The sequence below is a fragment of the Alteromonas pelagimontana genome, from assembly GCF_002499975.2.
Taxonomy (GTDB): Bacteria; Pseudomonadota; Gammaproteobacteria; order Enterobacterales; family Alteromonadaceae; genus Alteromonas; species Alteromonas pelagimontana.
Map to the genome: position 1 here is coordinate 1492741 of NZ_CP052766.1, position 13558 is coordinate 1506298.

Here is a 13558-nt window from a genome sequence, read left to right on the forward strand (position 1 = left end):
GGAAGATGGAATGCGATTTCCTAAATACGGGCATTATACGCTGGAAATGTCAGGCAATATGTTGGAAGTGTTCGCTACGGGTGCGTGGAATCTGGCGACCACTGAAGCCATGGTTGAGGAAATGCATGTCATGGTGAAAGAATTTAATCATGCCCCCTGGGCGGCATTAATGGATGGGCGGCGCTGGATATTTTCGACGCCAGATTGCCAGCAAGTAATTTCAGAAGCCATAAAGAGGAACATTGACTTCGGCCTCAAGCGCTCTGCTTATGTACTGGACTCGGGCATGGTAAAAAAAGCCCAGCTTGAACGTACTCATCCTGCCATTAAGGCCGAACATGAACAGGCGGGCTACCAGCGCCGCTACTTTTCCAGTTACTTTGCGGCGCTAAGCTGGCTACAAGAAGAAGGCTACACGCCCTACGGTAAATCTTTTTCTGTTGAAACCTAGTTTATAAATAAGCTGCTGTTACGCAGTGCGGTTTCACCCTTAGTATAACAGGCTATACACTTTGCGACGGTAAGCAGACTTGAGCGGTTCGCCATCTGGCAACGCATTAATCATATCCAGCATTAACTTTTTAGCTTCACCGAAGTTTAAATCTTTCAGCAATACCGAGTGCAACAGTGCTAATGCCTGATCAACTTTACGCGCTTGTTGTAACTGCACTGCCAATTCAATTTTTAGTTGCAGATTTTCGGGCTCTCGCTCCACTGCCTCTTGCAGTTGTTTGATTTCAGGCGTGTCTGCGGCCTGTTCCGCTAGCTCGATTTTACCTAACAACACTTGATAGCGGCTATCCTGATCTACCAGTTTAATAGTTTCCAACTCGGCCTTTGCCTGCTCGATAGAGCCTGTTTCCACCAAACAGTCGATATACATGTACCGACTATCAATATTTTCCGGGTTAAGATCGTACGCTTGCTTTGCGAAAGGGAAAGCGCCCTGATAATCGCCAGCTTCGATTGCTTGCGCTGCTTTTTGCAAATCTTCATCTTCCGGCTGCGGCAGATACTTTGCCAACATTTCCCGAATTTGGCTCTCCGTTTGCGCCCCGGCAAAACCATCTACAGGTTGACCATCTTTAACTACCATAACCGTCGGCAGGCTGCGAATACCAAACTGCGCAGCAACTTCCTGCTGCTCATCGCAATCTACTTTTGCCAGAATCAGTACTTTTTGGTATTCCCGGGCAATTTTTTCCAGAATGGGCATCATGTCTTTACATGGTTCGCACCACTGCGCCCAAAAATCGACCAGAATAAGTTTTTCCTGAGATTCCTGCAGAATCACCTGCTGAAAATTTTCTAAGGTGATATCCACAATATTGTTTGTTGCTGAAAGGTCCATGAATTCTGCCTATTGACTCACTTTGCAAAGTGATATGGGGTATTCAGCGCAAAAAACAAGCCTATAACAGACACTGCCCGGCCAGAAGTTCTGCTAACATAAAGCTAGTACAATGGTTAATAAGTCGTACTTCGTGAATGGGAACAGAGGGCTTACTGTGAATGCCAATCAAACATACCAAAGTTTTACTGAGTTTTATCCGTATTATTTAAGCGAACACGCGACGGCTTCATGTCGCATGTTGCACTTTATCGGTTCTTGGTTGGTGCTGGCCGTTGTTGTAATAACTGTGGTATTACAGCAGTGGGCCCTGCTTTGGTTACTTCCGGTTATTGGCTATGGCTTTGCCTGGGCTGGGCACTTCTTCTTTGAGAAAAATCGCCCTGCCACCTTTCGCTACCCGTTGTACAGCCTCATCGGTGACTGGGTGATGTTTAAAGACATTCTCACTGGCCGATTGTCATTAAAAGGAAGTGCTTGCGACGCCAATCCTCCTTCGACATCGCCGTCTTCTCATGATAATAATTAAACAACAATAAACAGCTAACAATAGGAACGACAATGACGGGAACTCTGCGACGGTATCGCAATGCAATTATTTTTACAGCGCTGTCTGGTACAGTCGCTGCAGTTTCAGTTCAGGCTGAAGAGGCTCTACCGACTACGCTGCAATACCAGGATACCTTTAATCTTGAATATGCCGCCTCACCTTTTTTTACCCCAGACAGTAAAACGCTGATATACGAGCGTCGTTCTATGGACATTATGCAGGATCGTACCCATACCAGTCTTTGGCAGATCAATTTAGATAACCATCAGCATCGTCCACTTATCGCCACCGGTGCGAATGTCAGCCAGGCAACGCTCTCACCGGATGGCACGAAGTTGGCGTTTATCTCCGATGAGGAAGGTAGCAGTCAATTGTATGTTCAGTATTTAGATAACGGACAGCAGGCCAAACTGACCAATCTTACTTTTTCACCGGGCAACCTCACCTGGTCCGGCGATTCTACTCAACTGGCTTTTACACTATTTACTCCAGGCAAACCGGCTTCACTTTTTAATGATATGCCAACCAAACCGGATGGTGCGGAGTGGGCGAAAACCGCAAAATTTATTGAAAAGACGCAATATCGTTCTGATGGTGCGGGATATTTACCCGAGGGTTTTCAGCAAATCTATATTCTGCCGGTTGCCGGTGGTACGCCCCGACAACTGACGTCCGGGCGATACCCCAACGGTGGCAGTCTGGCTTTTAGTAAAGACAATAAAGCTATCTACTTTTCAACTGATCGTCGGGAAGATTATTCATTACACCCGCTGGACAACGATATTTTCCAGGTGAACATTGACAGTGGTAAAGTCACCCAGGTAACCGACATGGCAGGCCCGGAAGCCTCGCCTCTGCTTAGTCCTAACGGAAAATATCTGGCGTTCACTCAGCTTAATGACCGCAAGCTTTCCTATCAAAATGCCGACTTAGTGGTAATGAACTTGAGTTCAGGTGCGGTAACTCGCCTGACCGGTGATTTGGATCGTGCGCCAGGTAAGTTTGTCTGGTCAAACGATAGCAAAGAGTTGGTGTTTAGTTATCTGGATCAAGGCACCAGCAAACTGGCCCGCGTAAGTTTAGACGGTGACATCGAAAAAATGGATGTAGCTATTGGTGGACAATCTCTGGGCCGCCCTTACACCTCGGGTGACTTTGCAGTAAGTGCCAAAGGCACTATTGTTTATACTACCGATAGCACCTCCCGCCCGGCGGACTTGGCTATTGTGGGCCGCCGCGGTAAACCACAAACCCTCACTGATCTTAATTCTGATGCTTTAGGTCACTTAAACCTCGCCAAGGTTGAAGAGCTGAATGTTACTTCCTCAGTTGATCAACGCTCGATTGGCGCTTGGGTAGCATTACCTCCCGGGTTTGACGCGAAGAAAAAATATCCGCTTATTTTGGAAATCCATGGCGGTCCTCACGCTGCATACGGCCCTCACTTTTCCATGGAAATACAGTTAATGGCGGCCAAGGGTTACGTGGTGGTTTGGTCTAACCCGCGGGGTAGTGCGTCTTATGGAGAAGATTTTGGTAATCTAATTCATCATAATTATCCGTCAGAAGATTATAACGATCTTATGGATGTTGTTGATGCTACCATTGCAAAAGGTTACATCGATGAAAGCAATTTATTTATCACTGGCGGCTCTGGTGGTGGGGTACTCACCGCATGGTCAGTGGGTAAAACCGATCGCTTTGCCGCTGCCGTAGTTGCTAAACCTGTGATTAATTGGATGAGCTTCGCGTTAACTGCAGATGCCTACCCGTTTTTCAGTCAATACTGGATGCCGGGAATGCCTTGGGAGATTCCCGACCATTTATGGAAGCATTCCCCTCTTTCACTTGTTGGCAATGTGAAAACACCTACGCTATTGCTGACCGGCGAATCTGATTACCGCACCCCGATTAGCGAATCTGAACAATTCTATCAAGCGCTACGTTTACAGGGCGTAGACGCGGCAATGGTGAGAATTCCCGGTGCCTCTCACGGCATTGCTGCCACGCCTTCGCGTTTAATTCAGAAGGTAGGAAATATTCTGGCTTGGTTTGAGCGTTACAAGAAAAAGCCTGACTCGCAGTAGCGCTTAAAAGTGCAAGAAAGCCAGGCAAAGTCCCTGGCTTTCTTTAACAACAGCATGGAGTTGAGCAGCGCCTTATTTGATTACGCCACATACAACTCGCGCGCCACCGCCACCTAATTTTTCAGGCGAATCGGAATAGTTATCGCCGCCCGCGTGAATCATCAGCGCCAGGCCTTTTAATTCGTCCATTTCCAGACGGGGAGCAAGCACCGGATGCTGAGCATTTCCATCTTTATCAACGTACAACAGCGGTAAATCGCCTCTGTGATTGTCTTCCGTCCAAGGATAACCGTGCTTACCGGTTTTCTCTGGGTCATAATGTCCACCCGCAGCGCCCCCGAGAACTTTTTTGCCATCTTTCATTTTACTTTCGCAAGAGCCGTTTTCGTGTACATGAAAACCATGTCCACCTCTTGCGACCCCGGACAAAGAAGGAGTGAAGACGACACCATAGTCACTTTTGCTTATTTCTACTGTTCCAGCCGCTTTACCTGACTCCAAATCATTCATTTTAACGGTCATATTATCTGCTGCGTGAGCGGCGGAAAATGTGCTAAGAGCGAACGCGATGCTAATCGCTGCTTTATTTATCATAGTGTTCTCCTTTGAGGTGAGAGCGAGAGAAAATTTTCTGAACATAAAGTCCGTAAATAATCATTAACGCTGTTTGGTACTCAAAAAATCACCAATCAGGATCATTAAACTTGTTCTTTGCTGTAGTCAGTTGGTGAGCAAAATAACAAAAAACCGGCGCGTAGCCGGTTTCAATTTCACACTTATCTTGCGCTTAACCCTTAGCCGGCGAGACTTGTAAGAGTTTGCCATTGGGTGCATCGGTGAGTAGATAAATCAGACCATCAGGTCCTACTTCTACGTCTCTGATACGTTCTTTACGATCCCGCAGATATTCAGTTTCTTCCCCGGGTTTATCACCGTCCATAGCAATATGCCGTAAGTGGTTGAATTTCAGCGAACCTACCAGCAGATCACCTTGCCAGTCTTTAAATACGTCGCCGTGATAAAACGCCATACCACTTGGTGCAATAGAAGGATCCCAATAAACCACTGGCTGTTCCATACCTTCCATTTCTGTTTTATCTGAAATCACGTCACCATTGTAATCAATGCCGTAGGTGATTTTAGGCCAACCATAGTTTTTGCCTTTAGCGAGCTGGTTTACTTCATCCCCGCCTTGCGGGCCATGCTCCATCGCCCAAAGCTCTCCCGTTTCAGGATGCACTGTTAATCCCTGTACATTACGATGCCCATAGCTGAAGATTTCAGGCGCTTTTCCATCAACAAAGGGATTATCGCTGGGCACACTGCCGTCTCGATGTATGCGCACTATAGACCCCAGATGATTGTCCGTATTCTGAGCTTCTTCTTTAAAGCTATATCGGTCGCCGAGCGTCACATACAGGTTTTTGTCGCTGTCGAAAGCCAGCCTACAACCAAAGTGAAAACCGTTATCAACCAAAGGCGAAGCCACAAATATGGTTGATACATCTTTTAGTTCAGTAACACCCAGCGTTGCTTTGGCTACGCTACTGCTACTTCCGCCCTCACCGGCCCGGCTGTAGCAAAAATAAATTACCTGATTCTTAGAGAAATCCGGGTCAAGAGTAATATCCAACAACCCGCCTTGGCCCGCCGCAGCGACTTCTGGCACATTTGCCAAAGGTTCACTTAAACCTTTGTTAGCGGAATAACGCCGAATATTTCCTGACCGCTCAGTCAAAATAATGCTTCCGTCTGGCAGAAATGCCATGCCCCAGGGATTAGACAAACCCTCGGCCAATTCCTTAACCTGAAGCTCTTGAGCGTTAACTAGAGGAGCAAACGCAGATGTGCCCAGCAACAAGATTGCCAGGCACAAGGGAACTTGAATTTTTCGCATTCGTTTGTTCCGTAACGATTAGTTAGGCAGTAATGCGCGAAGCATCCACGCCGTTTTCTCATGCACACGCATGCGGTCAGAAACTAATGCTGCAGTAGATTCATCGTCAGCTTGCTGGGCGGTTTTTAAAACCAGACGACTGGTCTTTACCACTTGCTCATGGCCGTGGGTTAATAAACGGACCATTTCTGAAGCTTCCGGCACGCCATCCACTTCTTCAATTGAACTTAATTCAACAAATGCTTTATAGGTGCCAGGAGCGGCTACACCTAAAGTACGAATACGTTCTGCAATGTCATCCACTGCTTCAGCCAGTTCTGTATAGTGTTCTTCAAACATCAGATGCAGTTCACGAAACTGTGAGCCCGTCACGTTCCAGTGAAAATTATGGGTTTGCAGATATAAGGTATAGGAATCAGCTAACAGCTTCTTTAAACCTTCCGCAATTTCATTACGATCACCTTCAGAAATACCAATATCAATCTTGCTCATGATTCACTCCTTTATAAGGTTTTAACGATTAACAACCGTATTTATCATCTATCTTATTGATACTATCGCAAACACGCTTTGGATTACAATAGCGCAGGTTTTCTTCTTTCTCTATTGATGATGGTGATGGGCGCCTTCATTATCAAGCATTCTAACCTCTGCTTTAATATCAATAGTAAGGCCGTTGGAAAACTTCAGCACGAGCGGCACTGTGTCACCGGCAGCCAGACCTTTTTTCAAACCAGTTAGCATTATATGGTGCCCTGCGGGGGACAACTGCATCCGTTGCTTAGCTGGAATGGCGACACCTTCTGGAAGCGCGCGCATTTTCGCCATGTCGCCTTGCAACAAAGTAGTGTGAAGTTGGGCATCCGCGGCTAGCTCTTCGCTAACGGTTACCTGTTGCAGTGTTACAGAGGCATCGCTGCTGTTTTCAATTTGCATGTACACAGCGGCGGTTTCTGCCATCGGGAACGTGGCGCGTGCGTAAACATCAGAAACACTGATTTTTCCTGCGGCCGCGACAGCAAACGAAGATAGACAAACGCAAAAAGATGCGAAAACGATATAAGCTGGTTTAATTAAACGCATAGTATTTCCCTGATCGTTTATAAACATTCTAGGGAAGCATAGCAAATCGAGAAAGGTAAGAAAGAAAAGAATGGTGCCGACTGCCGGAATCGAACTGGCGACCTACTGATTACAAGTCAGTTGCTCTACCAACTGAGCTAAGTCGGCACACTCTTAAAACTCGCTGCATCCACAGCGGATGCGTATTTTAGCGATAGCGAATAGGTTGTCAAGCACGAATACCAACCCACCTCAATATGTGCTCAATCAGCATGGAGTAGTATAAGATTGCTTTAACCGAGCGGCTTCTTTTAACAGCTTGGGAAAATATTCAAGCGGCAAATACTGTGCAAGCTGTTCAAGTTTTTCACCCAAGGATATATAGCTGTCGGCAGTTACGTTGATGTGGCCCATTTTACGTTTATCACGTACGGATTTACCGTACCAGTGCAAATGACAGCCCGGTATACTCAGCAAATCGCGGGAGAAGCTGCAACAACCGATGATGTTGACCATCGCGCTGGGTTGCTTTGCCACTGTGTCGCCTAATGGCAATCCCGCCACCGCTCGCAAATGATTTTCGAACTGACTGGTATCGCTACCGCTTAATGTCCAGTGCCCGGAATTGTGAACCCGCGGCGCCAGTTCGTTAACCAGTAAGGTATTGCCGCACTGAAACATTTCCACTGCCAGCACACCGATATACTCCATGCCTTCTGCCAGAGTGGTAAAAATGTTTTCAGCCTCACTTTGCAGTGCGGGTGAGATATCCAGTGCCGGCGCAACTGAAACGTGAAGCTGGCCTTGGTGATGTAGGTTTTCTGTAAGAGGGTAAATTTTTATTTCCCCCTTTTTCCCTCTGACTCCAATTAGCGAAAGCTCACGATCAAATTGCAGCATTTTTTCAACGACCAGCGGAACTGCGTTCAGATCCAGCGCGCTTAACGCTTTTTTAAGCTCGTCTAGCTGAGCAATATCTGTCATCCGCCACTGCCCATAACCATCGTAGCCATCTCGGCTGGCTTTAATAATTAATTTATCACCAAGCTTCGCTACACATTCATCAAGTTGTTCGATATCGGAAACAATTTGATATAGGCAGTTCGGCACAGACAAGCGGTCCAGCAGGCGCTTCTCGCGAACCCGATCCGCTCCCACCAAAATGGCCTCAATAGAAGGCATTAATTTACTGGTTTTTGCCGCCTGCTCAAGTAACCTTTCCGGTACATGTTCAAATTCAACGGTAAGTGCATCCGCAGATTCAATAGCCAGTTCCAGATTGCTTTCCAGTAGCGTTTTATTGACGGGATGGACAATAGTGTCGCTGTTGACATCGACGGCCTGGACATCAATACCCAGCGGGCACCCCGCCAGATACATCATCTGCGCCAATTGTCCTGAACCGTAAACCAGCACCCTCATTCGTCAAGCTCCAAACTACCGTTTGCTAATACCGTTTCGGTTTGCTTTTTACGAAACGCCTGAACTGCTTCCCGCACCTTTTCATCATGTAGGGCAACAACCTGTGCGGCCAGAAGTCCGGCGTTAGCTGCACCTGCTTCACCAATAGCCAAAGTTCCAACCGCCACACCTTTGGGCATTTGTACGATAGAGAGCAGCGAGTCCAGGCCATTGAGGGTTTTAGATTTAACCGGACAACCAAAAACCGGCAAATGGGTATGTGCGGCTATCATGCCCGGCAGATGGGCTGCGCCACCCGCCCCAGCTATGATAACGCTGTACCCTTCTGCTTCCGCGCTTTCAGCAAACTCAACTAACAGATTAGGCGTACGGTGCGCAGAAACCACCTTGGCTTCAAATTCCACGCCACATTCTTTTAACATCAGTGCAGCTTGCTGCATGGTGGGCCAGTCTGATGTAGAGCCCATGACAATAGCAACTTTAGCCATCAACAGTTTCCTCGACGGTTTGAAGCGGTGCGTTGCGGAACCCTAGCTTAACCAGCTATAAGCCGGTAAATCAATACGCCCACAAGCCCGGAAAAGCCGGCGATTGTAGCGTAAAATATTGCGAATGCCCATAGTTCCCGATGTCAGGCACCAAAAGGAAGTGATCCCGCATCATCAAAACCCACCTATAAGTTATGAATGATTTTATAGAGCTCAGTGCGGCCAGCAGCATTTCCCGTTCAGAAACGCTTTCATTCAGTCGCGATAAGTGTCAGCGTGTAGCCTAAGTTTCAAAAGAAAGCGCGTATTTGCTGGTTTCCCTTTGACGCCCATATGCCAGAACGTTACTGTTAATATACACCTTCAGCTGAGCGGAAAAGCGTTCTACCACTTCCTCTAAGCTGCAAGACACCTAATCTACCTGAATAATGGAGTAATGTGGTAATGAACAATGTGGTATCGGACTTTCTAAAGCGAGAATCTTCTGCGGGAATTTTGCTGATGTTTACCACCGCACTGGCGCTGATTGTGGCCAACTCACCACTTTATTTTTACTACGCGCAACTCATCGAGATTCCTGTGGCTATCTCCGCAGGCACCTGGAGTATCGATAAGCCTTTGCTACTGTGGATTAACGACGGCTTAATGGCGATATTTTTCTTCCTTGTGGGCCTTGAACTTAAGCGGGAAGTGTGTGAAGGAGAGCTTTCCAATCCCAAAGATATAGTATTACCCGCTGCAGGAGCATTTGGTGGTATGTTATTGCCCGCCGCCATTTACGTTGCTATCAACTGGCACGACCCTGTCGCTATCTCAGGTTGGGCAATACCTGCAGCTACAGATATTGCTTTTGCGCTGGGCATTCTTGCGTTACTCGGCAGCCGGGTACCCACCAGCCTGAAGTTTTTTCTGGTAACCCTGGCCATCATTGATGATATCGGTGCCATCGTAATTATTGCTCTTTTTTATACCAGTAATATCACCGAGATAGCGTTAGCGATAGCAGCGGGCTGTTTATTGGTTCTCTGGTGGATGAACAGAAAAAATGTTGTCGATATACCTTCTTATGTGCTTGTAGGAATCATCCTGTGGGTGGCGATGTTAAAATCTGGTGTACACGCCACCTTAGCGGGCGTGGTGCTCGCAGCCTTTATTCCTATGCGAGATTCTAAGTCACCGGATTATTCGCCGGTGGTTCGATTAGAGCACAGTTTAAACCCCTCCGTTAGTTTTGCTATTTTACCTATTTTTGCTTTTGCTAACGCGGGCATTAGTTTTGCGGATATCAACTTAGAAGGCCTAATTCATCCCGTGACAGTCGGTATATTTCTGGGGTTGGTAGTTGGAAAACAGGTTGGCGTTTTTGGCTTTTGTTACTTGGTAATTAAGCTAAAACTGGCTCAATTGCCTGACGAATTAAACCTAAAACATATCTATGGATGTGCGTTGCTCTGCGGCGTAGGATTTACCATGAGCCTCTTTATTGGCGCTCTCGCGTTTGAACAAACTGGTGTAAACCGAATTTTTGATGAAAGGGTAGGTATTTTGGCCGGGTCAGCGGTATCTGCTTTACTAGGCTACATGGTGCTCTACCTGGTGGGCAATAAGAATGATGGTCGCGCTACTTTACCAAAAGTTTCTCGATAACACCGTGCTTTAAACGATTTAGGCAGCGCAGATTTTTTTGCGCTGCCTAGGAGCTAATTAATCGGCTCCTTGGTTCTGCTTCATATAGTCCAGCGTGAGGTTAGTGAGAAGGGATACCCCCAGTTGCATACCTTTATCGTCAACATAAAATTCAGGCGTATGATGTGCCGGTGAGTCCTTTTCGCTCACATCCAAAGGTTTACCTCCTACCCATAAAAACAGGCCCGGGACCTGCTCCTGATAGAAGGAAAAATCTTCCGCGCCGGTAACCGGCTTAGATAGCAATGTATTATCTTTACCGGCAGTACGCTCCAACGTAGGTAACATAGTGGCGGTTAGCTCAGGATCGTTATAGGTAATAGGGTAACTGTAATCTAACGGAAGCGTAAGTTCCGCTTCAGCCCCCATACTGTCTGCTATCCCTTTGACTTTACGAGGCATGGCTTCGTACATTAATTCACGGGCATCTTTATTTAAGGTACGAATGGTGCCTACCAGCTCTACTTCATTAGGAATAATGTTAGAATGATTTCCACCATGAATTGAGCCAATAGAAACAACGGCCGCATCATCAATGACTTTAACTTCGCGACTAACAATTGTTTGTAATGCCATCACCATTTGTGCTGCAGTTACAATGGGATCAACGCTTTTCCACGGATAAGCGCCATGAGCCTGCTTACCCTGAATAACTATTTTAAATGGATCGACGGCCGCCATGCTACCGCCCGGGTTATAGCGCACTTTGCCGATGTCCGTATTTGCATTAATGTGTAAGCCGAAGATGACATCTACATCTGGATTTTTTAATACGCCTTGCTGGACCATGACTTCAGCACCACCTTTTTCGCCGGGAGGAGCTCCCTCTTCAGCAGGCTGAAAGATAAATTTAACTTTTCCGCGCAGGTCGCCTTTCATATCAGTAAGAATTTTGGCTGCGCCCATTAGCATTGCCATATGAGTGTCGTGCCCGCAGGCATGCATTACGGGCACCGTCTTGCCATTGTATTCTGCGGTTTGTGTCGACTTCCACGGCAAGTCCACTTCTTCTGGCACGGGCAGGCCATCCATATCTGCTCTAAGCGCCACAACAGGGCCCGGCTTGCCACTGTCGAGCACCGCCACAACGCCGGTTTTTGCGACGCCTGTTGTAACGGCTAAGCCAAGCGACTTAAGGTATTTAGAAATGTATTTGGCGGTTTCAAACTCGCGGTTGGATAATTCCGGAAACTCGTGAAAGTGATGTCGCCATTCAATTACCTGGGGCTGAATGTTTTCTACCTGTTGCTCAACAGTACTTTGAGCATAAAGCGACGATGCTGCCCCGAATAATGCTAACGACAATAAACGACGATACATAAGAAATTATCCATAATAGTGAAAACCTAAAAGTAAACCAATTGCGGCGGGATGAAAAGCACCACAGCCATTAAGACAGCAGAGCTTACTTGGCTTACCTAAGACTAATCCGCAATGATGTGCTCTGTTCAGAGATAGAGAATTTGTACAATGACCTGACTTTGCCTGAACATTACCGCGGGCTACTATAGCGCGGTAACTGGCTGTGGCGTTTGCGCAATACCAGTTGAAACAACTGAAGATTCCGACATCGAAAAGCACCAGCGCACGTTTTCAGGTAATAATTCCACATGCGGTAAAACCGCTCACTGTACAAGTGCTTTATCTGTGCCCAGGATTGCTCAAAGTTGTGCTGCCAGTTCATGAGTGTACGGTCGTAATCGGGTCCGAAATTATGCACATCTTCAATAACAAAATAGGGTTCGCAGGATTGACTTATCTGCGTAAGGGAGGGAATGGCGCCATTAGGAAAAATATACTTATGAATCCACGGATCAGTGCCTTGCTGAGAGACCGCAGAACCGATGGTATGTAAGACGAAAATACCTTCATCTTTCATTAAATTATGCGCGCTTTTCATGTACGCCGAGTAATTTTTTGGCCCTACATGCTCAAACATTCCAATGGATATAAGTTTATCGAATTTACCCTTTAAGCTGCGGTAATCTTTAAGTTGAATGTCTACCGGTAAACCTTTACAGCGCTCCTGCGCTAATTGCTGTTGTTCTTTGGAGATCGTTATACCGGTAACGTCCACCGAATAATGTTGCGCAGCGTACTGGGAAAAGCTGCCCCAGCCGCAGCCAATATCCAGTACACGTTCCCCCTTCTGCAGTTGTGCTTTGCGACAAACTAAATCCAGCTTGGCAATTTGTGCCTGATGTAAGTTGTCTGCTTCTTGCCAATAACCACAAGAGTAAGCCATGGTGTCGTCCAGCATTAGCTGATACAAATCATTTCCGGCGTCGTAGTGGGCTTCGCCAACCTGCCACGCGCGTTTCTGGTTTTGCAGATTGAGGATTCGCGCTACCAGTATATGCTTAATAAAAGCCCACTTCGTCTTAAGAGCCACATCCAGCTTGGCACTAAGAAGGCGATTAAAGAGTTCGTCCAGCTCAACACAATCCCACCAGCCGTCCATATAGCTTTCACCTGCCCCCACACTACCTTCTCGAAAGAGCCGATCATAAAACCGGGAATCGTGAATCTGAGGGTCCCACGGCTTGTCGCCATTAATTTCTATGCCTACAGGAGCAAAACGGCCCTCAAGCCAACGCTTAACTTTCGTCTGCTTTTTATTCTCTTTTGTTTTGCTGTAAAGATTAGACTCTGTGGCTGTTTCCAGGGTTTGGGTCATGACAAGATCACTTTTGCTTTAGTCATTTGTGTGCAACATCTTCTGCTGATGCCTCACAGGGCAAAGGTGGTTGTTGCACTCCTTTTGATTTACGATAATTGCAGTTCTGCAATTTGGTTGCAGAAACTTACGGTTTCAGCATAATACTTGAACATAAAACGCACAGATTTTCTACCCTTTGCGGATGAGTATAGTAAAGCGATAAGAATAATTGGGAATTTGAATTAAAGAAGGGAGAAAAGAGAGACGCTGAGAACAGCTACGCAGCATTTTTACCTTGAATTAGAAACAAAAAAAAGGTGCATTCTCAGCACCTTTTTTTAAAAAATACACGCAGA

General features: G+C 46.7%; 13 protein-coding genes and 1 tRNA gene. 4 read left to right on the forward strand and 10 right to left on the reverse strand.

Features of this window, described 5'->3' with window-relative positions; translation table 11 throughout:
* Positions 1 to 10: 10 nt before the first annotated feature.
* Entirely contained in the window at positions 11 to 451 is a 441-nt protein-coding gene (locus tag CA267_RS06720) for a hypothetical protein (RefSeq protein WP_075608203.1), read from the forward strand.
* Between the two features lie 39 nt (positions 452 to 490).
* Here CA267_RS06720 and trxA read toward each other — a convergent pair whose 3' ends face one another.
* Complete coding sequence (trxA, locus tag CA267_RS06725) at positions 491 to 1351, reverse strand: thioredoxin (RefSeq protein ID WP_075608202.1); 861 nt, start codon at positions 1349 to 1351, stop codon at positions 491 to 493.
* Positions 1352 to 1463: 112 nt separating this feature from the next.
* On the opposite strand from trxA, the gene CA267_RS06730 reads away from it, so the two are divergent.
* Positions 1464 to 1880, forward strand: coding sequence for a DUF962 domain-containing protein (locus tag CA267_RS06730; RefSeq protein ID WP_075608201.1), 417 nt, complete (start codon positions 1464 to 1466; stop codon positions 1878 to 1880).
* A gap of 32 nt (positions 1881 to 1912) precedes the next feature.
* Entirely contained in the window at positions 1913 to 3988 is a 2076-nt protein-coding gene (locus tag CA267_RS06735) for a S9 family peptidase (protein WP_075608200.1), read from the forward strand.
* 72 nt (positions 3989 to 4060) lie between these two features.
* On the opposite strand, the gene sodC is transcribed toward CA267_RS06735, so the two are convergent.
* The 7 genes from sodC to purE form a co-directional block, all read right to left on the reverse strand.
* Positions 4061 to 4582 carry a superoxide dismutase family protein gene (gene sodC / locus CA267_RS06740; protein ID WP_097349129.1) on the reverse strand — a complete coding sequence of 174 codons (522 nt, stop codon included), beginning with the start codon at positions 4580 to 4582 and terminating at the stop codon, positions 4061 to 4063.
* A 193-nt stretch (positions 4583 to 4775) separates the two neighbouring features.
* On the reverse strand, positions 4776 to 5885 hold the full coding sequence (locus CA267_RS06745; RefSeq protein ID WP_075608199.1) for a PQQ-dependent sugar dehydrogenase: 1110 nt from the start codon (positions 5883 to 5885) through the stop codon (positions 4776 to 4778).
* An 18-nt stretch (positions 5886 to 5903) separates the two neighbouring features.
* Positions 5904 to 6377 carry a Dps family protein gene (locus CA267_RS06750; protein WP_075608198.1) on the reverse strand — a complete coding sequence of 158 codons (474 nt, stop codon included), beginning with the start codon at positions 6375 to 6377 and terminating at the stop codon, positions 5904 to 5906.
* A 111-nt stretch (positions 6378 to 6488) separates the two neighbouring features.
* Positions 6489 to 6968 (reverse strand): copper chaperone PCu(A)C, encoded by a 480-nt coding sequence (locus CA267_RS06755; RefSeq protein ID WP_075608197.1) that lies wholly within the window; start codon positions 6966 to 6968, stop codon positions 6489 to 6491.
* 71 nt (positions 6969 to 7039) lie between these two features.
* A tRNA-Thr gene (locus CA267_RS06760) sits at positions 7040 to 7115 on the reverse strand.
* A gap of 99 nt (positions 7116 to 7214) precedes the next feature.
* On the reverse strand, positions 7215 to 8369 hold the full coding sequence (locus CA267_RS06765; RefSeq protein WP_075608196.1) for a 5-(carboxyamino)imidazole ribonucleotide synthase: 1155 nt from the start codon (positions 8367 to 8369) through the stop codon (positions 7215 to 7217).
* Entirely contained in the window at positions 8366 to 8857 is a 492-nt protein-coding gene (gene purE / locus CA267_RS06770; RefSeq protein ID WP_075608195.1) for a 5-(carboxyamino)imidazole ribonucleotide mutase, read from the reverse strand. The genes CA267_RS06765 and purE overlap by 4 nt, the downstream gene beginning before the upstream one ends.
* 444 nt (positions 8858 to 9301) lie before the next feature.
* On the opposite strand from purE, the gene nhaA reads away from it, so the two are divergent.
* Complete coding sequence (gene nhaA, locus CA267_RS06775) at positions 9302 to 10504, forward strand: Na+/H+ antiporter NhaA (protein ID WP_075608194.1); 1203 nt, start codon at positions 9302 to 9304, stop codon at positions 10502 to 10504.
* Between the two features lie 57 nt (positions 10505 to 10561).
* Here nhaA and CA267_RS06780 read toward each other — a convergent pair whose 3' ends face one another.
* Together CA267_RS06780 and cfa are read right to left on the reverse strand one after the other, a co-directional pair.
* Positions 10562 to 11863: an amidohydrolase gene (locus CA267_RS06780; protein WP_075608193.1), complete on the reverse strand. Its 1302-nt coding sequence runs from the start codon at positions 11861 to 11863 to the stop codon at positions 10562 to 10564.
* Positions 11864 to 12035: 172 nt separating this feature from the next.
* Positions 12036 to 13220, reverse strand: a complete 1185-nt coding sequence (gene cfa / locus CA267_RS06785; RefSeq protein WP_075608192.1) for a cyclopropane fatty acyl phospholipid synthase — start codon at positions 13218 to 13220, stop codon at positions 12036 to 12038.
* Positions 13221 to 13558: the final 338 nt, after the last annotated feature.

Bases quoted from the DNA above. Each gene is read 5' to 3' on its own strand.
- CA267_RS06720 (WP_075608203.1), top strand. From the start codon at position 11: ATGCGATTTCCTAAATACGGGCATTATACGCTGGAAATGTCAGGCAAT.
- trxA (WP_075608202.1), bottom strand. From the start codon at position 1,351: ATGGACCTTTCAGCAACAAACAATATTGTGGATATCACCTTAGAAAAT.
- CA267_RS06730 (WP_075608201.1), top strand. From the start codon at position 1,464: ATGGTTAATAAGTCGTACTTCGTGAATGGGAACAGAGGGCTTACTGTG.
- CA267_RS06735 (WP_075608200.1), top strand. From the start codon at position 1,913: ATGACGGGAACTCTGCGACGGTATCGCAATGCAATTATTTTTACAGCG.
- sodC (WP_097349129.1), bottom strand. From the start codon at position 4,582: ATGATAAATAAAGCAGCGATTAGCATCGCGTTCGCTCTTAGCACATTT.
- CA267_RS06745 (WP_075608199.1), bottom strand. From the start codon at position 5,885: ATGCGAAAAATTCAAGTTCCCTTGTGCCTGGCAATCTTGTTGCTGGGC.
- CA267_RS06750 (WP_075608198.1), bottom strand. From the start codon at position 6,377: ATGAGCAAGATTGATATTGGTATTTCTGAAGGTGATCGTAATGAAATT.
- CA267_RS06755 (WP_075608197.1), bottom strand. From the start codon at position 6,968: ATGCGTTTAATTAAACCAGCTTATATCGTTTTCGCATCTTTTTGCGTT.
- CA267_RS06765 (WP_075608196.1), bottom strand. From the start codon at position 8,369: ATGAGGGTGCTGGTTTACGGTTCAGGACAATTGGCGCAGATGATGTAT.
- purE (WP_075608195.1), bottom strand. From the start codon at position 8,857: ATGGCTAAAGTTGCTATTGTCATGGGCTCTACATCAGACTGGCCCACC.
- nhaA (WP_075608194.1), top strand. From the start codon at position 9,302: ATGAACAATGTGGTATCGGACTTTCTAAAGCGAGAATCTTCTGCGGGA.
- CA267_RS06780 (WP_075608193.1), bottom strand. From the start codon at position 11,863: ATGTATCGTCGTTTATTGTCGTTAGCATTATTCGGGGCAGCATCGTCG.
- cfa (WP_075608192.1), bottom strand. From the start codon at position 13,220: ATGACCCAAACCCTGGAAACAGCCACAGAGTCTAATCTTTACAGCAAA.